At 64.3% G+C, this 19166-nt stretch carries 17 protein-coding genes; 1 reads left to right on the top strand and 16 read right to left on the bottom strand.

The features are described 5' to 3' along the window. Window positions 1–10: 10 nt before the first annotated feature. A complete protein-coding gene (locus tag FB481_RS02650; RefSeq protein WP_093503638.1) occupies window positions 11–637 on the bottom strand; it encodes a DUF998 domain-containing protein in 627 nt (208 codons plus the stop codon). Window positions 638–823: 186 nt separating this feature from the next. Here FB481_RS02650 and FB481_RS02645 point away from each other — a divergent pair, with 186 nt between their 5' ends. Next, window positions 824–2443: an NAD(P)/FAD-dependent oxidoreductase gene (locus tag FB481_RS02645; protein ID WP_093503640.1), complete on the top strand. Its 1620-nt coding sequence runs from the start codon at window positions 824–826 to the stop codon at window positions 2441–2443. On the opposite strand, the gene FB481_RS02640 is transcribed toward FB481_RS02645, so the two are convergent. From FB481_RS02640 to FB481_RS02570, 15 genes are all read right to left on the bottom strand, one after another. Then, window positions 2440–2946 (bottom strand): GNAT family N-acetyltransferase, encoded by a 507-nt coding sequence (locus FB481_RS02640; RefSeq protein ID WP_093503642.1) that lies wholly within the window; start codon window positions 2944–2946, stop codon window positions 2440–2442. The two genes, FB481_RS02645 and FB481_RS02640, sit on opposite strands and share 4 nt — an antisense overlap. 93 nt (window positions 2947–3039) lie before the next feature. Further along, a complete protein-coding gene (locus FB481_RS02635; RefSeq protein WP_093503644.1) occupies window positions 3040–3372 on the bottom strand; it encodes a Na+/H+ antiporter subunit G in 333 nt (110 codons plus the stop codon). Window positions 3373–3385: 13 nt separating this feature from the next. After that, a complete protein-coding gene (locus tag FB481_RS02630; protein WP_013792415.1) occupies window positions 3386–3655 on the bottom strand; it encodes a K+/H+ antiporter subunit F in 270 nt (89 codons plus the stop codon). Next, a complete protein-coding gene (locus tag FB481_RS02625; protein WP_147174991.1) occupies window positions 3640–4137 on the bottom strand; it encodes a Na+/H+ antiporter subunit E in 498 nt (165 codons plus the stop codon). The genes FB481_RS02630 and FB481_RS02625 overlap by 16 nt, the downstream gene beginning before the upstream one ends. Further along, window positions 4134–5636 carry a monovalent cation/H+ antiporter subunit D gene (locus tag FB481_RS02620; protein WP_147174990.1) on the bottom strand — a complete coding sequence of 501 codons (1503 nt, stop codon included), beginning with the start codon at window positions 5634–5636 and terminating at the stop codon, window positions 4134–4136. Before FB481_RS02620 ends, FB481_RS02625 begins: the two co-directional genes overlap by 4 nt. Next, window positions 5636–5962: a Na+/H+ antiporter subunit C gene (locus FB481_RS02615; RefSeq protein ID WP_013792418.1), complete on the bottom strand. Its 327-nt coding sequence runs from the start codon at window positions 5960–5962 to the stop codon at window positions 5636–5638. Before FB481_RS02615 ends, FB481_RS02620 begins: the two co-directional genes overlap by 1 nt. Next, a complete protein-coding gene (locus tag FB481_RS02610) occupies window positions 5962–8754 on the bottom strand; it encodes a monovalent cation/H+ antiporter subunit A (RefSeq protein ID WP_147174989.1) in 2793 nt (930 codons plus the stop codon). Before FB481_RS02610 ends, FB481_RS02615 begins: the two co-directional genes overlap by 1 nt. Window positions 8755–9223: 469 nt before the next feature. After that, window positions 9224–9688, bottom strand: coding sequence for a membrane protein (locus tag FB481_RS02605; protein ID WP_013792420.1), 465 nt, complete (start codon window positions 9686–9688; stop codon window positions 9224–9226). 176 nt (window positions 9689–9864) lie between these two features. Then, entirely contained in the window at window positions 9865–11007 is a 1143-nt protein-coding gene (locus FB481_RS02600; RefSeq protein ID WP_093503650.1) for a glycerate kinase, read from the bottom strand. A gap of 53 nt (window positions 11008–11060) precedes the next feature. Then, window positions 11061–12419, bottom strand: coding sequence for a GntP family permease (locus FB481_RS02595; protein ID WP_147174988.1), 1359 nt, complete (start codon window positions 12417–12419; stop codon window positions 11061–11063). A 139-nt stretch (window positions 12420–12558) separates the two neighbouring features. Continuing rightward, on the bottom strand, window positions 12559–13665 hold the full coding sequence (locus FB481_RS02590; RefSeq protein WP_093503654.1) for a sugar diacid recognition domain-containing protein: 1107 nt from the start codon (window positions 13663–13665) through the stop codon (window positions 12559–12561). Between the two features lie 64 nt (window positions 13666–13729). Next, window positions 13730–14377 carry a pyridoxamine 5'-phosphate oxidase gene (gene pdxH / locus FB481_RS02585; RefSeq protein ID WP_093503656.1) on the bottom strand — a complete coding sequence of 216 codons (648 nt, stop codon included), beginning with the start codon at window positions 14375–14377 and terminating at the stop codon, window positions 13730–13732. Between the two features lie 48 nt (window positions 14378–14425). Then, a complete protein-coding gene (locus FB481_RS02580) occupies window positions 14426–15277 on the bottom strand; it encodes an OmpA family protein (protein WP_093503658.1) in 852 nt (283 codons plus the stop codon). Window positions 15278–15369: 92 nt separating this feature from the next. Continuing rightward, entirely contained in the window at window positions 15370–16515 is a 1146-nt protein-coding gene (locus tag FB481_RS02575) for a serine hydrolase domain-containing protein (protein ID WP_147174987.1), read from the bottom strand. A gap of 50 nt (window positions 16516–16565) precedes the next feature. Then, a complete protein-coding gene (locus FB481_RS02570) occupies window positions 16566–18866 on the bottom strand; it encodes a beta-agarase (protein WP_143103590.1) in 2301 nt (766 codons plus the stop codon). Window positions 18867–19166: the final 300 nt, after the last annotated feature.

The raw sequence follows: 19166 nt of genomic DNA, 5'->3' as shown, positions 1-19166 counted from the left end.
ACGGCACCCGTCAGCCCGGGCGGCGTAGCAGCATCAGCGCCAGCGCAGCAACCCACAGCAGCGATGCGCCGTAATTGATGCGCTGAAAGAGCCCAAAACCATGGCCGCTCTCCAGCGCGCCGGCCATCAGCGGCAAGGCACCAAGGGCGACCAGCGTACAGGCCAGCGAAAACCAGGAGAAACCAGGCAAGGCGAGCACGCGGCGAGCCAGCCAAACCCACAGCCCGCTGGCCAGCAAAAGGCTGAAGGCCATGATCAGCCCGGCGAGGTTGTGCAGGTTCTGGCTGGTCGACGGATTCGCCGGCGCACAGCCGGCGTCACAGGCGAAATAACCGGTGCCGAAACTGCCCAGGCCGTGGAGCATGATCAGCAAGCCACTCAGACGCGCCCATAGATTATCGAAGCGCCGCAGCACGCAGGCACCGAACAGCAAGAACAGCACGCCCAATGGGAAGTTGTTGATCAGCGGCGAGATACTTTGCGTCGGCGCCCCCTCGGCGCCCAACAGGCTCATGGCCTGATCGACATGGCTGTAGCCGGGATACAGCGCACCGGCGATGGCCACCCCCAGCGCCAGCCACAAAGGCGTGATCAATCCTGCGAAATACCCGGCTTTGAGCGTCCCGTTGCTGTACATGGTGCGTCCTTTTGGTGTCATGAGTGTCCGTTCAGTGACGTGATCCTCGAGCGACGCGACACATCCGATCGCCCCACTGCCCGTCGACTGTGAAACGCCAACTGCAGCTTGCCGGGCATTTTTCGTCCATAATCGCCGCCCTCGAAAAAGCTGCCGGGTTGCCTCCGGCCCTGAAAGGACGATCTCATGCTGCGCATCACCGAACTGAAACTGCCCCTCGATCACGCCGATGACGCCCTGCGCCCAGCCCTGGTCGAGCGCCTGGGCATCGACGACAACGAATTGCTCGAATTCAGCGTGTTCAAGCGCAGCTACGATGCCCGCAAGAAGTCCGGCGACATGCCGTTCATCTACACTCTGGATTTCAGCGTGCGCGACGAGGCCGCGCTGCTGGCGCGCCTGGCCAACGACCGCCACCTCGGCATCGCTCCAGACGTGAGCTACAAGCCACTGACCGTCAGCGCTGAACAACATCCGGCGCAGCGCCCGCTGGTGATCGGCTTCGGCCCGTGCGGCATCTTTGCTGCGCTAATTCTGGCGCAGATGGGCCTCAAGCCCATCGTGCTGGAGCGCGGCCAAGAAGTACGTCAGCGCACCAAGGACACTTGGGGCCTGTGGCGCAAGAAGGTGCTCGATCCCGAGTCCAACGTGCAGTTCGGCGAGGGCGGCGCCGGCACCTTTTCCGACGGCAAGCTGTACAGCCAGATCAAGGACCCGAACCATTACGGGCGCAAGGTGTTGGAAGAGTTCGTCAAGGCCGGCGCGCCGGAGGAGATCCTCTACGTCAGCAAGCCGCATATCGGCACCTTCCGCCTGACCGGCGTGGTCGCCACCATGCGTGAGGAGATCAAGGCCCTTGGCGGTGAAGTGCGCTTTCAGCAGCGCGTCAGCGATGTGCTGATCGAGGATGGCCAGCTGGTCGGTGTCGAGCTGGAAAGCGGCGAGCAGGTGCTCAGCCGCCACGTCATCCTGGCCCTTGGCCACAGCTCGCGCGACACCTTCCGTGCCCTGCACAGGCGCGGCGTGTTCATGGAAGCCAAGCCGTTCTCGGTGGGCTTTCGCATCGAGCACCCGCAGTCGCTGATCGACCGTGCGCGTCTCGGCAAATATGCCGGCCACCCGAAACTCGGCGCAGCCGACTACAAGCTGGTGCACCACGCCAAGAACGGCCGCTCGGTTTACAGTTTCTGCATGTGCCCGGGCGGAACCGTGGTAGCGGCCACCAGCGAGCCGCACCGGGTGGTCACCAACGGCATGAGTCAGTACTCGCGTAACGAGCGCAACGCCAACTCGGGCATCGTGGTCGGCATCACCCCGGATCAGGACTATCCAGGCGGCCCGCTAGCCGGCGTCGAACTGCAGGAGCGCCTGGAATCCCACGCCTACGTGCTGGGCGGCAGCAACTACGAGGCGCCGGGGCAACTGGTCGGTGATTTCATCGCCGGCAAGCCGAGCACCACGCTGGGCAGCGTCGAGCCATCCTACAAGCCGGGGATCAAGCTCGGTGACCTGGCGCCCTCGCTGCCGGACTTCGCCATCGAGGCGATCCGCGAAGCGCTGCCGGCCTTCGCCAAGCAGATCAGGGGCTTCGACCTGCACGACGCAGTGCTGACCGGTATCGAAACGCGCACCTCATCGCCGCTGCGCATCACCCGCGGCGAAGACCTGCAAAGCCTCAACGTACGCGGTCTGTTCCCGGCCGGGGAAGGCGCTGGCTATGCCGGCGGCATCCTGTCAGCGGGCGTCGACGGGATCCGTGTCGCCGAAGGCCTGGCACGTGCGCTGATGGGCGAGCAAGCCAACTAAGGCGCCTGCCAGCGGCACAGCGTGGTACGCCGCGAGCCATTGGACCGGCGCTCGGGATCGGCGACCGTGGCGATCTCGACGAAACCGGCCTTGCGCATCATGCCGGCCGAGGCGGCGTTCTCCTCATGGCGATCGATGTAGATATCCACGATGCCCGCCGCCTGGATGTCCGCCACCACCTGGCGCAGCAACGCCGAGCCGACTCCCTGCCCCGCGGCATTACGATGGATCACCGCCTCGCAGATGTAAGCGTGCTCGGTATCGATACGACTGTCGGGCTGGTGAGAACGAAAGCGCCGGGTACGCACATGGCTGACGAGCCCAAACAGCGCGCCCTGCCCCTCGGCCAGCAGCGCATGGCTGCTGCCATCGGCGATGCCCCGCAAGTGAGCGGTCACCTCGGCCGGCGGCAGGTAGTTCCAGGGGTTGGAGCCATGTTCGAGGATCAACGCGAGGAGCGCTTCGATGTCGGCGGCGTTTGCCACCCTTTGCTGCCACTGCATCTGCCTAACCTCGTAGGGGATGGGACAGAAGCAGTCTAGGGTTAGCTCAATTCTGTCGGCAGGCACAGTTGGCCAGCAAAGCGACAGCCCAGTTCAGGACTCCCAGGGCCGCCCGCGGGTACGGCGCACCAGCTTGACCTTCTCCTGCATCGCCGACTTGGCGAGCATGTGCGCGCTGACCGGTGCGGTGATGAACAGGAACAGGGTGATCAGCAGTTCATGCAGGCTCAGGCCGTCCGTATGGCTGCTGAAGAAAATCATCGACGCCACCACCATGCTGCCCACGCCCAGGGTGGTGGCCTTGGTCGGGCCGTGCAGGCGGGTGAAGAAGTCCGGCAGGCGGTACAGACCGATGGCGCCGATCAGCGCGAACGAGCAGCCGACCAGTAGAAAGAACGCCACCAGTGCTTCGATCCAGAATGGCATGGAAATGACCTCCTTAGTCGATGATTTCGCCGTGCAGCAGGTGCTTGCCCACCGCCACGGTACCGACGAAGCCCATGACGGCGATCAGCAGCGCCGCTTCGAAGAACAGATCCGATTGCAGCCAGATGCCGAACACCACGATCAATGCCAGGGCGTTGATGTATAGCGTGTCCAGCGCCAACACCCGGTCGGGCATGTCCGGGCCACGCACCAGGCGAATCACGTTGAGCGTCACGGCGACGCCCATCAGGGCCATGCAGAAGGGAATCACGTACGCGAGCATTCGAAAATCTCCATCAGCGGGGCTTCATAGCGCGACTTGACCTCGGCGATCAGCGCCTGATCATCGGCAACGTCCAGGCCGTGCAGCAGTAAGGTCTTGTGGTCGCTGCTCAGGCCCGAGGACACGGTGCCCGGGGTCAGCGAGACGATGCAGGCGAGCACCGAGAGCATGAAGTCGTTCTCGATTTCCATCGGCACTTCAACGAACGCCGGGCGCAGTTTGCGCGTGGGGCCGAGCACCAGCCGGGCAACGTGCAGGTTGGCGATGACGATGTCCCACAGCACCATCAGCAGGTAACGGCACAGCAACAGCGGCCGGCGCAGGCGCGGTACGTCGAGCATGAAGCCGCTGCACAGCAGGGCGATACCCCAGCCGAGAAACGCGCCCAGCAGCAGATGGCCGACGCTCGGCTCATTGACCATCAGCAGCCAGATCACCGTAAGCAGCACGCTGAGCATGGGATGGGGGAACAGACGGCTCATCGCTCACCTCCGCGCACGATCTGCAAATAGCTATTCACATCCAGCAGCTGCTGGGCGACGGCCTGGGTGTACTCCTGAATCGGCTGCGCCGCGACCACCAGCAGCGGCCCACCGGCCAGCAGGCAGATCGTGGCCAGGACTCGGATATGGTCGAACTGTGCATTCGTTGCAGGCTCGCCGCTGCAGCGCCAGAACAGCGTGCTGCCGGCACGCACCAGGGCGATCACCATGCCCAGGCCGCCACACAGCACCACCGGCCACAGCACGAAGGTCTGCCAGCCACTTTCCACCGAGCGCAGCAGCATGACCTTGCCCAGAAAACCCGAGAACGGCGGCAGACCAGCCACCGAGATCGCGCCAATGAAGAACAGCCCGCCGAGCAATTTCGGCTGCAGCAGCTGCGGCCCCTTGCGCAGACGCAGGCCGATTTCGCCGCGCTGACGCGCCAGCATATCAGCGAGCAGGAACAGGCCGCCGCATATCCAGGTACTGTGAATCAGGTAGTAAAGCGCCGCACTGAGGCTTTGCGCGCTGCCCAGCGCGACGCCGGCCAGCAGGGTGCCGACCGAGACGATCACCAGATAACCGATCAGCCGGCTCAAGCTGCGCGCCGCCAGCGCGCCGGTCACGCCGAGCAGCAGGGTCAGCGCCGCCAACGGCCACAACAGGTAATCGACCAGATGGGCCAGCTGCCCCGCTTCGCTGCCGAACACCAGGGTGAATACGCGGATGATCGCGTACAGCCCGACCTTGGTCATCACCGCGAAAAGCGCTGCCACCGGCGCGGTGGCCGCCGCATAGGCATTGGGCAGCCAGAAATACAGCGGCAGGATGGCGCCCTTGAGGCCGAAGACGATCAGCAGCAGGTACCCGGCGGCGGCCAGCAAATGCTGGCGGTCTGGGTCGGCTTCGGCCACCTTCAGCGCCAGGTCGGCGATGTTCAAGGTGCCGAGCAGGCCATAGAGCATGCCCACGCCGATCAGAAAGAACGACGATGCCACCAGGTTGAGCACCACGTAGTGCATGCCGGCCTTGATGCGCTTCGGCCCGCCCCCGTAAACCAGCAGCGAGTAGGACGCGATCAGCAAGATCTCGAAGAACACGAACAGGTTGAACAGGTCACCTGTGAGGAAGGCGCCGTTGATGCCGAGCAACTGGAACTGCATCAGCGCGTGGAAATTCGGGCCCCGCTCGTCATCGCCTCGCACCGCGTAGAGCATGGCGAAGCCGGCCAGCACGGCGGTGACCAGCAGCATCAGCGCCGCCAGGCGGTCGAGCAGCAGGACGATGCCGAACGGCGCCTGCCAGTTGCCCAGTGCGTAGACCTGCAACACGCCGTTGTCCGCCTGCAGCAACAGCCAGGCGCTCAGCGGCAGCAGCGACCAGGTGGCCAGCAGCGACATCCAGCGCTTGGCGGTGATCGACAGTTGCGAGCGAATCAACAGCAGGCTGCCGGTGAACAGCGGAATCAGGATCGGCAGGATCAACGCATGATTCATCAGCGCGACTCCTCGCCATCGACGTGATCGGTGCGCAGCTCACCCAGGGCGCGCAGCGACAGCACCACCACGAAGGCGGTCATGGCGAAGCCGATGACGATGGCAGTGAGCACCAGCGCCTGGGGAATCGGATCACCGTATTCGGCACTCTTGCCGATGACCGCCGGCACGCCGGTGCCGAGGCGGCCCATGGCGAACAGGAACAGGTTGACCGCGTAGGAAATCAGGGTCAGGCCCATGACCACCGGGTAGATACGTGCGCGCATCAGCAGGTAAACACCGCTGGCGGCCAGCACGCCCAGGGTGATGGCGTATAGCGCTTCCATCAGAGAACCTCCTTGCTGGTTTCATCCTGGCTGACGTGGCCGATGTTGGAGAGGATCAGCAGCGTGGAGCCGACCACCGCCAGGTACACGCCGAGGTCGAAGAGCAGCGCGGTGGCCAGTTCGAACTCACCTATCAGCGGCAGGTGGAAGTGATCGAATGCCGAGGTCAGGAATGGTGCGCCGAAGGCCAGGCTGCCCAGGCCGGTGAGCGCGGCGATCAGTACGCCGAGGCCGGCGATGCTGTGGAAGCTCCAGGGCATGCGCCGCTGGGTCCACTCCACCCCATGAGCGACGTACTGGAGGATCAGTGCGATAGCGGTGATCAGCCCGGCGATAAAACCGCCGCCTGGCAGGTTGTGACCACGCAGGAAGATAAAGGCAGAGACCAGCAGCGCAATCGGCAGCAAGATGCGCGCGATGCTGTCGAGCACCATCGGGTGACTGTCTTTCGACCAGGGCTTGCCGTTCGGGTCGGTAAGTGGATGGGGCAAATGCAGCCCGGCCAACAGCCCGTAGATGCCAATCGCAGCGATCGCCAGCACGGTGATCTCGCCGAGCGTATCGAAGCCACGGAAGTCGACCAGAATCACATTGACCACGTTAGTGCCACCGCCCCCGCTGACGCTGTTTTCCAGGAAGAACGAGGCGATGCTGTCATACGGCCGGGTCATCACCGCATAGGCCAACAGAGTGACGGCGATCCCGGTGCCGCCAGCCAGCAGTACGTCGCGCAGCCCGCGCAGGCTGCTCGATTCCATCGGCGTGCGATCAGGCATGAAGAACAGCGCCAGCACCAGCAGGATGATGGTCACCACCTCGACCGATAACTGGGTCAGGGCCAGGTCCGGTGCCGAATAGCGGGCGAACGCCAGGGCCACCATCAGGCCGGCGCAGCTCAGGGTCATCAGCGCCTTGAGGCGATTGCGGTGGAACACCACGGTCAGCACCGCCATCACGCACAGCACGACCATGCCGAGCACGGTGATGCCATCGAGCGGCGTCAGCGGCACATCACCGCTGAGCGATTCCATGGGCGACAAGGCGGTGATGATCAGGATCAGCGCGCTGAGTAGCAGAAAGGCCACGTAACGCTGCAGGGAGCCGCTTTCCATCAGTTTGGTCACCCAGCGGGCGCTCTTGACCAGCCGTGCGTTGAGCAGCTCGAACAGTTCCTTGGCATCGACTTCCGGCATGCCGTTGTACCAGCGAAATAGTGGCTCGCGGCAGGCGTATACGATGATGCCGCCGATCAGCGCGACCACGCTCATGCCCAGCGGCAGGTTGAAGCCGTGCCAGATCGCCAGGCTGTAATACGGCACCTCGCCGCCCAGGGTGGCGCTGGCCGCCGAGGCCAGCAGCGGCGCTACCGTGTAGGCCGGCAGCATGCCGACCAGCAGGCAGAGGAACACCAGAATCTCCACCGGAATCTTCATGTAGCGCGGCGGTTCGTGGGGCGGATACTTGGGCAGATCCTTCGGCTCGCCATTGAAGAACACGTCGTGGATGAAGCGCAGCGAATAGGCCACCGAGAACACCCCGGCCAGGGTCGCCACGGTAGGGATCATCCAGTTGAAGATGCCCAGCAGGTCCTGATTGAGCGTTTCGGTAAAGAACATCTCCTTGCTCAGGAAACCGTTGAGCAGCGGCACGCCAGCCATCGCCGAGGCGGCCACCATGGCCAGCACGGCGGTGTGCGGCATGTATTTCCACAAGCCGGCGATGCGGCGCATGTCGCGGCTGCCGGTCTCGTGATCGATGATCCCGGCGGCCATGAACAGCGAGGCCTTGAAGGTCGCGTGGTTGATGATGTGAAACACCGCGGCGACGGAGGACAGGTCGGTGTTGAAGCCGAACAGCAGGGTAATCAGCCCGAGATGGCTGATCGTCGAGTAGGCCAGCAGACCTTTGAGGTCGTGCTGGAACAGCGCCATGATCGCCCCGAACAGCAGGGTCGCCATGCCGGTCATGCTGACCAGGTAGAACCACCACTCCGTGCCCGCCAAGGCCGGGTAGAAACGGGCCAGCAGGAAAACGCCCGCTTTGACCATCGTTGCCGAATGCAGGTAAGCGGAAACCGGGGTGGGCGCCGCCATGGCCTGGGGCAGCCAGAAGTGGAACGGGAACTGCGCCGACTTGGTGAACACGCCAAGCAGAATCAGGATCAGGGTGATGGGATACAGGCCGTGGCTGCGGATGGTGTCGCCGGCTGCCAGTACATCGCTCAGCTCGAAACTGCCGGCGATACTGCCCAGCAGCAGAATGCCGGCCAGCAGTGCCAGGCCACCGCCACCGGTGACGGTCAGGGCCATGCGCGAGCCGCGCCGGGCGTCCGAACTGCCGCTCCAGAAACCGATCAGCAGGAACGACGACAGGCTGGTCAGCTCCCAGAACATCAGCATCAGCAGCATGTTCTCCGACAACACAACGCCCAGCATGGCGCCCATGAACAGCAGCAGATAGGCGAAGAAACGCCCCATGGGCTCCTGCTTGCTCAAGTAATAGCGGGCATAAAGAATCACCAGCAGACCAATACCAAGGATCATCAGGGCGAACAGAAAGCCCAGACCATCGAGGCGCAGGCTCAGGTTGAGCCCCAGCTCGGGCAGCCATGGATGGCTGACCACCTGCACCTCGCCGGCGAATACCGCTGGCTGCTGCAGCCACAGCAACACCAAGGCGGCAGCCGGGCCTATTGCAGCGGCCAGCGCGCAGAGCGACCGCCCCAGGCGGTCAGCCAGAAGCGGAAGAAAGATACCTAAAAATGGTAAGGCGATGATCAGCGCAAGCGCCATACACTAAACCCCTTGTACAAGCCCGCCATGTAGCCTGACGGCCAGTTAGTGTGTGCCAGAAATGCCGGTCGCCTGGCGTCCGGCCGATCCCTGCAATGGTGTGCGTGATGCCAACCCGGCAAGTGGAGAAACCACCTCCGGCAGTCCGGCTCGGAGCATTACCAAGCCAGTTACGATCTGGTGTTCGCATATCGTGCGACCCGCTGTAACTGACTGGTGAACTACCCTGAGCGTTCGACTTGTTTTTCCAGACGAAGCCTGAAAATCCGGCTAAGAAACGCCTTCGATTATGCTTAGCTATCGACTTGGCGTCATGGATAGAATTATTACTAAAACTATCCCCGGTACGCCTTCGGATTAGCCTGGGCGCCGGCCACCAGCCTCTCTAATCCGGGCTTCATACGGCGCAAACGAAAAGGCCGGATCAGCTAACTGATCCGGCCCTGGTACGCGCAACGCGATATACCCGTTAGTGGGTTACGCGGCTGGTGCCATTGACGGTCATGATGCGTACGCGATCACCGACGCGGAAGATCTGGTTTTCTTCAACCGCCTGTACATAAGCGCGCATGCTGCCGTCGTCTTCACGAACGGTGATTTCCACACCCTGGGTGCGGGTGATGCCTTCCTCTGCAGCGGCGCCTAGCAAGCCCCCCGCTACCGCGCCGATCACCGCCGCGACAGCCGAACCACGGCCACCACCGACGCCGCTACCGGCCACACCACCGATTACCGCACCGGCACCGCCGCCGATGGGGGTCTTGGTACCTTCAATCTTCACCGGGCGCAGCGATTCGATGGTGCCCATACGTACGGTCTGTACGGCACGCGCTTCATCACGCGAGTAGCTGTCGCCGGTCAGGCTGGAGGCGCAACCGCCGAGCGTAAGGGTCGCAGCAGCGAATAGAGCGGCAAAAAAACCAGGTTTAAGCATGACGATTCTCCAGACTGGACTGATAACCCTACGACAACTTGGCCGTCAGGACGGTCACTGTAATTGCCGACAAATTACTTCATCCGTTCAGCGTAGGTACAGGGTCGGCGTCTGATCACCCCGACACGCTTATAGACAGCCGTACCGGCCAATCGTCACCGCGCCCCACAGGGCTCTCAGCGACGGGCGGCCTGGGCGACGCGCCACAACCTGGCGAGATCGGCAGCCCGCGCTTGGAGCTCTTTCCCGGCGCTGGCGCAGGCCTGCTCCAAGGTGATCGGCCCTGGCGCCAGGCTGAAGCAGGCTTCGATGCCCGCCTCATACACCTGCTGGTAGCCCTCGCCCAGGCTGCCTGCCAGGGCGATCACCGGCACGCCCTGTTCGCGCGCCACGCGAGCCACGCCAACCGGCGTCTTGCCGTGCAGACTCTGGTCATCCAGGCGCCCTTCTCCGGTGATCACCAGATCAGCGCCACGTACTGCATCGGCCAGGCCGGACAGCTCGGCCACCAGCTCGATACCGGGGCGAAAGCGCGCGCCGAGAAAGGCCTTGGCCGCAAAGCCCAGACCGCCGGCGGCACCGACGCCGGGGAAGGTGCTGAAGTCCTCGCCCAGCGCCTCGCCGACCACCTCGGCTAGGCGCGCCAGGGCGGCATCGAGCTCTTCGACCTGCTGCGCGCTGGCGCCCTTCTGTGGGCCGAATACCGCTGACGCCCCCTTGGCGCCGCACAGCGGATTGTCGACATCGGCGGCTACCTCGACCTGGACGTCGTGCAGACGCGTGTCCAGCGCGCTGAGGTCGACACGCTGCAGCGCCGCGAGGGCCGCGCCGCCGGGGCGTAGCTCGTTGCCGCCAGCATCCAGAAAACGCACACCCAGTGCCCGCAGCAGGCCGCTGCCGCCATCATTGGTGGCGCTGCCACCGAGGCCAAGGATGATGCGTTTGGCGCCTGCATCCAGCGCCGCAATGATCAGCTCGCCGGTGCCGTAGCTGCTGGTTACCCGTGGGTCGCGCTGGCCGCTCGGTACGTGATGCAGGCCGCTGGCCGCCGCCATCTCGATGACTGCCGTACCGTCACCCAGCCAGCCCCAGTGCGCCGTTACCGATGTCGCCAGCGGCCCCTGCACCACCTGTTCACGACGCTCGCCACCGGCGGCCGCCAGCACCGCATCCACGGTGCCTTCGCCACCATCGGCCATCGGACACAGGACGATCTCGGCGTCCGGATATACGGCTAGCCAGCCGCGGGCGATAGCCTGGGCTACGTCAGGCGCACTCAGGCTCTCCTTGAACGAATCAGGAGCGATGACGATTTTCATGTGGACAACCTCGAAAACGGCGAGGCGCCCGCAGGCGCCCCGATTGAATAGCTTTACAGCAGAACCAGGCTCAGCAGCCAGACGGTGATGATGCCGACCACACCCTGAATCAGCGTGGCCATGGTTTGTGCCCGGTAGGCGACGGCCACCGGCATGCGACTGAACTGGGTGACCACCCAGAAGAAGCTGTCGTTGGCGTGGGAAACCGTCATGCCGCCTGCGCCAATGGCCATCACGGTCAGCACGCGACCCATTTCGCTATCCAGGCCCAGCTGGCCGAGCAGCGGCGCGACCATCGCCGAGGTGGTCACCAGCGCCACGGTGGTGGAGCCCTGAGCGGTCTTCAGCGCAGCGGCGACCAGGAACGGCATGAACAGACCGACGCCCAGAGCGGACAGCGTGGTGCCCAGGTAATTACCCAGTGGCGTGGCGCTGAGCACGGCGCCAAAGGCGCCCCCTGCCCCGGTGATCAGAATGATCGGCGCTGCCGAGACGATGCCCTCGGATACCCGGTCATGCAGATTCTGGCGCTTGCCGTTGCCCTTGAGCAGGGTGCAAGCCAGGGCGAGACCAACCAGCAGCGCCATCACCGGATGGCCGAGGAAGCTCAGCACGCTCAGCAACGTGCCATCGCCCAGAGGCCGGCTCGGGAACACCGCGATAGAGCCCAGGCAGATCAGCAGAATCGGCACAAATATCGGTGCGAAGGCCTGGGTCGCGCTGGGCAGCGTGCCGTACTGAGCACGCAGCGCCGCGAAGTCTTCGCTGCCGGGCATAGGCGTGCCGTCATCTTCCAGGGCGATGTCCTTACCGATAAAGCGGTTGGCCCACAACATGCCGGCCAGCGCGGTGACCAGCGCCACCACCAGACCGACGGCGATAACCAGCCCCAGGCTGGAACCCAGACCAAGGTTGCCGGCCGCGGCGATCGGCCCCGGCGTCGGCGGCACGAAGGTGTGCGTGGCGTAGAGACCGGTCGCCAGGGCTACGCTCATGGCGATCACCGAGACCTTCATGCGCGCCGCCAGGGCGTTTTTCAGGGAGTTGAGAATGACGTAACCCGAATCGCAGAACACCGGGATCGACACCAGGTAACCGATGATCGACATGGTCAGCGTCGGGAAGCGTTCGCCGAGCAGCTTGATCACCGTTTCGGCCATAGTGATCGCCGCGCCGCTGCGCTCGAGAATCACCCCGATGATGGTGCCGAGCACGATAACGATACCGATATTGCCCAAGATGTTGCCGAAGCCCGTGGCAACCGTCTTGAGAATGTCCTGATGAGGCAGTTGATAGGCGAAGCCGGCGAGCACCGCAGCCGCCAGCAGCGCGAGAAAGGGATGCAGCTTGAGACGCGTCGTCGACACCACGATAAAGGCGATGAGTGCGACCAGGATCAGAACCAGAGCCATGCGGTTTCCTCTTGTTGTTATAGGAGTTTCCAAGTGCCCGGCATTGTCACTCAGGACCTGCAGGCTTAACCCTGTTCACCCGCACAACGGCAGAGGGAAAAGTACGATCAACTCCTGTGCAAGCGCATCAACCACAGGCTCAGCTCGGCTCGATCAGCCCCAGGCCCAGGGATAACTGCAGACGCCGGTCCAGGCGCGTCAGCTCGACGCCGCTCAGCTCGGCAATACGGTCGAGGCGATAGCGCAAGGTATTGCGGTGAATGCCCAGGGCATCGGCGCAGCTCTGCACCTGGCCGTCATGGGCGCACCAGGCCTCGAGGGTGGCGCGCAGTACGCCGTTGGCGTCCTGAGCCAGCACCTTCTTCAACGGTGCCAGCCAGCCCTGCAGCAACCAGCTGTGGCGCTGGGCGTGCAGCAAGGTCGCCAGGCGATGTTCTTCGAGGGCCAATACGCGCAACGCCGGATGCCGCGCCGTGGCGAAGGCCTGCAGATCGCGCAGCGCCAGACAGGCCTGACGCAGCTGCTCGAGGGACTGCACCGGATCGCTGACCAGCAGCCGCGTCACGCCCCAGCTCCGCTCGTCCGCGACGTCCAGCCAATGCTGATCATCCTGCCCCGCCATCAGCGGACGACACCAGAGCAGCTCGCGCATGCCCAGCGGTGCAGCAAGGTGTTCCTTCTTACCGGCCAAGGCCCCGAGCAGCCGAGCCTGCTGCACCAGGGGCTCGCCCTGCTCCTGCAACTCCAGCAGGCAAACCTGACGTGGCCAGCCTAGTGCCAGCCCCTGCCGCTCGGCATCCGCGGCCAGCGTCGAGACGCTGGCCGCCGGGTCGAACAGCTGGCGCAGCCAGGCATCGAGCTGGTGCCGCTGCCAATGGCGCTCGGCCTGCACCTGACGCTGCTCGACCAACATCTCCGCGGCCATGCGCACCAGTTCGGCATAGGGCCGTACCACCTCGGGATCGCCGGTGATGCCCAGCACGCCGATCAACTCGTCGGCATGCAGCAGCGGCAGATTCACGCCCGGGCGAACGCCGCGCAGACAGGCGGCGGCCTGCTCGTCGATTTCTACCACTCGGCGGTTGGCCAGCACCAACTGGGCACCTTCATGACGGGTATGCAAACGCGCCGGGTCGCCGCTGCCGATGATCATGCCCTGGGCGTCCATCACGTTGATGTTGTACGGCAGGATGGCCATGGCGCGGTCGACGATGTGCTGCGCCAGGGTGGAGTCGAGTTCGAGCATGGGCGGGCCTGGTGATTGGAGTCGACGGTTCAGACCAGGCCGGCACCAGGGCCGGCCACAAAACTCAGGGAGCCAGGCGCTGGCGCAGCCAGGCTTCGCCGTTGAGCCGATAGTCGAGGCGGTCGTGCAGACGGCTGGCACGGCCCTGCCAGAACTCGATGCGCTCGGGCAGCAGGCGGTAGCCGCCCCAATGCGGCGGGCATTCAGGCGCTTGGTCGGCGAAGCGTCGCTCGGTTTGTGCCAGCAGGCCTTCCAGCTCACCGCGATCATGAATCACCCGGCTCTGCGGCGAGGCCCAGGCGCCGAGGCGGCTGCCCAGCGGGCGCACCTGGAAATAGGCGTCGGACTCGGCAGCTGTGACCTTTTCGACCCGCCCTTCGATGCGCACCTGGCGCTCCAGGGTCGGCCAGAAAAAGGTCAATGCGGCAAAGGGATTGGCCTGCAGCTGCTCGCCCTTGGCGCTCTGGTAATTGCTGAAGAAAGTGAACCCTTGCTCATCCAGGCCCTTGAGCAGCAGCACACGACAGTGCGGCCGGCCTTCGCCATCGACGGTCGCCAGGGTCATGGCGTTGGGTTCCACGGGGGGCTGCTCAGTTTTCACCGCATCGGCGAACCAGCTTCTGAACAGCGCGAGAGGCTCAAGCGGCGCCTGATCCTCGCTCAACCCGTCACGGGTGTAATCACGGCGCATGTCGGCCAGGGTCTGAGTCATGAGAAAGCTCTCGAAAGCGGCAAAGACCCTAGCTTAACGGTACGGATCTTATTTGGCTTGATCTGCGGCAACCACTTTCTTGGCATCGGCCAGCTTGGTGGTGCTCTTGTCGGCCGATTTGTCAGCGGTTTTCGCCACGGCCTTGGCCGCTGGTTTCGCTGCTGGCTTGGCCGCTGCCTTGGGTTTGGCCTTTGCAGGCGCCTTGGCTACGGCTTTGGCTGCCGGCTTGGCAGTAGCTTTGGCAGCCGGTTTCTCGGCAGGCTTGTCCGCCGGCTTTTCGGCAGCAGCCACAGCGGTGGCGGCAGCAGGCGCCGGATCTGGCGTGCTGTACTTGGCTATCAGCGCCTGTAGGGTGTCCTGACGGGTCAGGAGGATTTCCACCCGGCGGTTCAGTTCACGGCCATTGGCGCTATCGTTGGCAGCACGCGGCATGTCCGGGCCCATGCCCTTGACCATCAGACGGTCCTGTTTGAGGCCGCTTAGGCGGAAGATGGCGGTGAAGGCACGAGCGCGCTCAAGGCTAAGGGAGCGATTGGTATCCAGCGCGCCGCTGCTATCAGCGTGGCCGAGTACCAGCACACCGACCTTGCTGTCTTTCTCCATTACCTTGGCCACCCGGGTGATCGGGCCCAGGGTGACAGGCAGCAGCATGCCAGGGCGATCCGGGTTGAAGTTGCCCTTGACCGGCGCGGTGACCACCAGCAGGTTCTCGCGACGCTCCATCTCGAAGTTGCTGTCCTTGATCGCTTCGCGCACCAGCGGCTCGTATTCATCCAGCCAGGCCTGGGTAACTTCCGGCGGTGGCATGGGGACCGGCTTGGGATCTTCCTTCTTCTCGAACAGGGAGCAACCTGTCAGCAGTACGCAAAGCGCCAGTGCGCAAGTCTTGTAGGAAAGCATCGGTTCATCCACTAAGTAATCGGTCGTAGTCACCCGGGCAACCCGGAGTCAGCAGCTAAAAGCGTTATTGCGCAGGCGGTTATGCGCGGTTCCTAGAAACACTCGCATAAGATACCCGCAAGTTTCTGTGCCCGCGGATCCATTAAGACGAACGGCCCCAGGTTATTCGTAACAAACCCCACAGCCACGTCCCGTTCCGGATCGGCGAAACCTGTGGTGCCGCCCGCGCCGGGGTGGCCGAAGGCGCCCTTGCCCATTCCGTAGGTAGCATTGGCGACGGTGGGCTGGTCGAGCATGCAGCCCAGACCGAAACGCGTCGGGGTCAGCAACGTTCTGTCCTCACCGACACTGTGTTCGCGGGTGAGTTCAGCCAGCAGCTCGCTGTCGAGCAGGCTGCCATCAAGCAGGCCACTGTAGAAACCGGCCAGGCTACGGGCGTTGCCATGGCCATTGGCCGCTGGCTGCTGCATGCGTCGCCACTCTGGTTTGTTAGTGCTGGTCATGATCGACGGCGGATTGGTGAACGCCCGGGTGGTCATGGCCTGGGCATCGGTCATCATGGTCTTGAGCATGCGCTGAGCTGCCGCATCGCCCATATTGCCCTTGCCACGGCTGATGGTGGCGACGCGGTGAAATTCCTCGTCGGCCAAACCAACGTGAAAATCCAGGCCTAGCGGCTTGGCGGTACGGGCAACGATCGACTCACCCGGGCCGCGACCCTCGACGCGGCGCAGCAGCTCGCCGATCAGCCAGCCGAAGGTGATCGGCGCATAACCATGCCCCTCGCCCAGCGGCCACCAGGGCGCCTCGGCGGCCAGTGCGTCGGTCATGGTCTGCCAGTCGTAGAGAGCTTCGGCAGGCAGATTCGCGCGAATCGCCGGCAGCCCGGCCTGATGGCAAAGCAGATGGCGCACGGTAATGCGCTTCTTGCCGGCGGCGGCGAACTCGGGCCAGTAGCGAGCCACTGAAGCGTCGAGCTCCAGTTTGCCTTCGGCTACCAGTTGCAGCGCGGTGACCGCGGCGAAAGGCTTGGTGCAGGAGAACAGGTTGAGGATGGTATCGCTATACCAGGCCTCTTGGCCGTCCTTGTCGGCGACCCCGGCCCAGATATCCACCACGGTTTCCCCGCCTACCTGCACGCACAGCGCGGCGCCGCGCTCCTGCGGGTCATCGAACAGCGCGGCGAAGGCCTCCTTTACCGCTTCGAATTTGAGGTCGAAGTAACCCTGAATCTGCACTGACGGCTCCTGCTTCAAATAAAAGCGCCAGCAGGGCTGGCGCGTACGGATTAAGGCTTGGCTTCAGCCGCCGGGGCGTCGCCCTCGGCAGCCGGCGCGGCCTCGGGCGCTGCCTCTTGCGAAGGTGCTGCGTCCTCTTTGGACGGAGACTCCTGAGCAGGCGCGGCACCCGTTTTGGGCGCGGGCTCCTTGGCGGCCTGCTCGAGTACCAGCGGTGGCACGGTCAGGTTGGCCTTGCGCACGGCGCTGACAAAGCCATCCCACGGCCGATCGGTGATCGCCACCAGGCCCAGGTGACCGTTCTCGCCATCGAGCAGGCGCCCGGTGACTGGCTGATCCAGATACTGGAACCAGTGCACACCGACGATCTGCGGTTCTTCCAGGGCCTTCTTCAGGAAGTTGGCATAGGCCGGGCCACGCTCCTCCTCCTTGTACACCTCGGCGACGCCGCCCCAGAAAGGGCCGCGGTCGCGGGAGCCAAAGTGGAACTCGGTGACCAGCAGCGGCTTGTCGAGCTTGCGCAGGGCTTCGAAGTCGTAACCCTGCTGCGGCTCGCGGGTATAGAAGTTGAAGCTCAGCACGTCGCAGTACTGGGCGCAGGCCTCCACAGCCTCGGGAATGCTCGCCGAGAAACGGCCGCCGAGCAGCAGGTGGTTCGGCGTATGCCATTCCAGCGAATCGTCGATGGTCTTGAAGTAGGTATCGGCGAACAGACGCAGGAAGCGCTGCATGTCGGCTTCGATGGCCGGGTACTCAGGATTGATCGGTGGCGCCTGGAAGCCCGGATCCTCCATCAGCTCCCACGCTTTGAGGTCGATACCCCAGGCCTTGGACAGGCCTTCCTGGTTGCGGTACTTGTCGCGCAGCTGCTTGAGGAAGGCGCGCTTGGCCGGCACGTCAGTGGTCAGGCGCAGCGTGGCGTAAGCCAAGGCGTAGCGCGACAGCGGATCATCAGCCGGGCCGGCCCAGGCCAGCTCGTTGTCGGCGTAGTAACCGATCACCCAGGGATCGTCGCGATGGCCACGGGTGGCGATGGCAATGGCACGTTCGGCGGCCATGGCGAAACGTGGATCGAAGGGGTCGGGCATGCCGCCCCACCAGTCCACGCCAGTGCTGATGGTGGCGTAGTCACCATGGATCGACAACGGAATGCTGTACGGCATGCGTTTGTCTTCGGCGAACTCGTTGTCGCTCCAGTTACCCAGGGTATTGAAGCCCCAGGCTTGCAGGCGATTCTGCGCGCGCTCGCGCCACGCCTTGGCATCCTGAGCGCCATAGGTGCGCTGCAGGTTGGCGGCGTAGAAGTCGTACCAGCGGCCCTTGTCGAAGTCGCGGCCGCGGTTGGCGCCAGTGTCGGACTCGTTACTGGCACTGCCGTAGAACGCGGCGAGCGGCTCGCCCTCGGCCGGCAACGCGCTGAACATGATCTCGCGGCCTTCGACGTAGGTCTGGCTCTGCGAGCCGGTCACGGTGTTCACACCCAGCGAGTAGAAGGGATTGCCCTCCGGCGTGACCAGGAACCAGCGGGCACCGCGCTTCTCGGTACGGAAGAAACCGGTGGCCTCGAACGACGGGCCGCCGATCCAGCCGCCGTACATGTCCTGCTTGGGACGGCCGGCCTGCCAGGCTTGCAGCTGCTTGTCTTCCTGGGCCATGCCCTGGCGCAGCTGCTCGTCGTTCTTGATCTTGCCCGGCCAGTCGCGTCGGGTGTACTGGCCGTAGCCATCGACGATACCGCGATAGGCCTGCTCCAGATCGCCGCTGCCGCGCACACCGAAGCGGCCCAGCAGGATGTTTTGCGTGGCCTGGGGGTTGGGGATCGACAGGGTGACGGCGGAGACGTTCTTGACGTCGATCTCGCCATTGACGGTTTCCGCCAGCAGCAGCAGGCGGCCGTCGTAACGCCAGGGCATCGGCGCACCGGCGCGCATGCCTTGGGCACGCGGCGAGGTGGCGCCCAGCGGGATCAGCAATGTCTGCGCCGGGCCGGCCGGCAGGGCGATCTGGGTGGTCAGCCGCTTGCCGTCGGCGCTTTCGATGGTGACGTCCAGGGTCAGCGCCCAATCCATGGCGTTCTGCACGCGCAGGCTCATGGCGTTGGCCTGGGACCAGTCCCAACTGCCGTTTTGCGGAGTCAGGCGCAGGGTCGGGCGCTCGCCCGGATTGAAGGTCACACGGCGCAGGATCTCGCCCTGGGCGGCGCTTTCCGCGGTCACGCTGGGCAGGTAGGCGTTGTCGCCGGAGACCTGAACCGCGTCCATGGGACGCACGAAGTTGAACAGTTCCTGGCGATCGGCAGCAACGCCCAGCGTCGGCAGGCCGAGCAGCGTCACCAGCGCCAGGCGCCTCATCGCCAATGGATGTCGAGGACGGGCTGCAGCGATGCACAGTGACAGAACTTTGGTGACCAGACCGGCGGGTGCGTGCGCGTCGCACTGCCCCGAACGATCGGCCGACAGCAGCCAGGTGTTGACCTTCAAGACCCCTTCTCCCCGCAACTCGACGCCAAATATGAGTGCCCGCGACAGTCCCGTCACAAGCCTTTTGCTGCGTCTTAAACGCGCAGGCGCAATAGTGCGACAGATGGGGGCTCTACCGCAAAGCCCGCATGTCCGATGACTGACTTGCGGAGCGTTTTTTTTCGTCGAGGG

This window comes from Pseudomonas sp. AG1028, from assembly GCF_007993955.1.
Classification (GTDB): Bacteria; Pseudomonadota; Gammaproteobacteria; order Pseudomonadales; family Pseudomonadaceae; genus Aquipseudomonas; species Aquipseudomonas straminea.
The sequence above is the reverse complement of the archived record's forward strand: the minus strand, read 5'-3'. Positions and strand labels throughout refer to the sequence as shown.

Bases quoted from the DNA above. Each gene is read 5' to 3' on its own strand.
- FB481_RS02605 (WP_013792420.1), bottom strand. From the start codon at position 9,688: ATGCTTAAACCTGGTTTTTTTGCCGCTCTATTCGCTGCTGCGACCCTT.
- FB481_RS02630 (WP_013792415.1), bottom strand. From the start codon at position 3,655: ATGCTCGCGTACGTGATTCCCTTCTGCATGGCCCTGATGGGCGTCGCC.
- FB481_RS02640 (WP_093503642.1), bottom strand. From the start codon at position 2,946: ATGCAGTGGCAGCAAAGGGTGGCAAACGCCGCCGACATCGAAGCGCTC.
- FB481_RS02590 (WP_093503654.1), bottom strand. From the start codon at position 13,665: ATGCTCGAACTCGACTCCACCCTGGCGCAGCACATCGTCGACCGCGCC.
- FB481_RS02650 (WP_093503638.1), bottom strand. From the start codon at position 637: ATGTACAGCAACGGGACGCTCAAAGCCGGGTATTTCGCAGGATTGATC.
- FB481_RS02625 (WP_147174991.1), bottom strand. From the start codon at position 4,137: ATGAGCCGTCTGTTCCCCCATCCCATGCTCAGCGTGCTGCTTACGGTG.
- FB481_RS02595 (WP_147174988.1), bottom strand. From the start codon at position 12,419: ATGGCTCTGGTTCTGATCCTGGTCGCACTCATCGCCTTTATCGTGGTG.
- FB481_RS02620 (WP_147174990.1), bottom strand. From the start codon at position 5,636: ATGAATCATGCGTTGATCCTGCCGATCCTGATTCCGCTGTTCACCGGC.
- pdxH (WP_093503656.1), bottom strand. From the start codon at position 14,377: ATGACTCAGACCCTGGCCGACATGCGCCGTGATTACACCCGTGACGGG.
- FB481_RS02570 (WP_143103590.1), bottom strand. From the start codon at position 18,866: ATGAGGCGCCTGGCGCTGGTGACGCTGCTCGGCCTGCCGACGCTGGGC.
- FB481_RS02600 (WP_093503650.1), bottom strand. From the start codon at position 11,007: ATGAAAATCGTCATCGCTCCTGATTCGTTCAAGGAGAGCCTGAGTGCG.
- FB481_RS02580 (WP_093503658.1), bottom strand. From the start codon at position 15,277: ATGCTTTCCTACAAGACTTGCGCACTGGCGCTTTGCGTACTGCTGACA.
- FB481_RS02615 (WP_013792418.1), bottom strand. From the start codon at position 5,962: ATGGAAGCGCTATACGCCATCACCCTGGGCGTGCTGGCCGCCAGCGGT.
- FB481_RS02610 (WP_147174989.1), bottom strand. From the start codon at position 8,754: ATGGCGCTTGCGCTGATCATCGCCTTACCATTTTTAGGTATCTTTCTT.
- FB481_RS02635 (WP_093503644.1), bottom strand. From the start codon at position 3,372: ATGCCATTCTGGATCGAAGCACTGGTGGCGTTCTTTCTACTGGTCGGC.
- FB481_RS02645 (WP_093503640.1), top strand. From the start codon at position 824: ATGCTGCGCATCACCGAACTGAAACTGCCCCTCGATCACGCCGATGAC.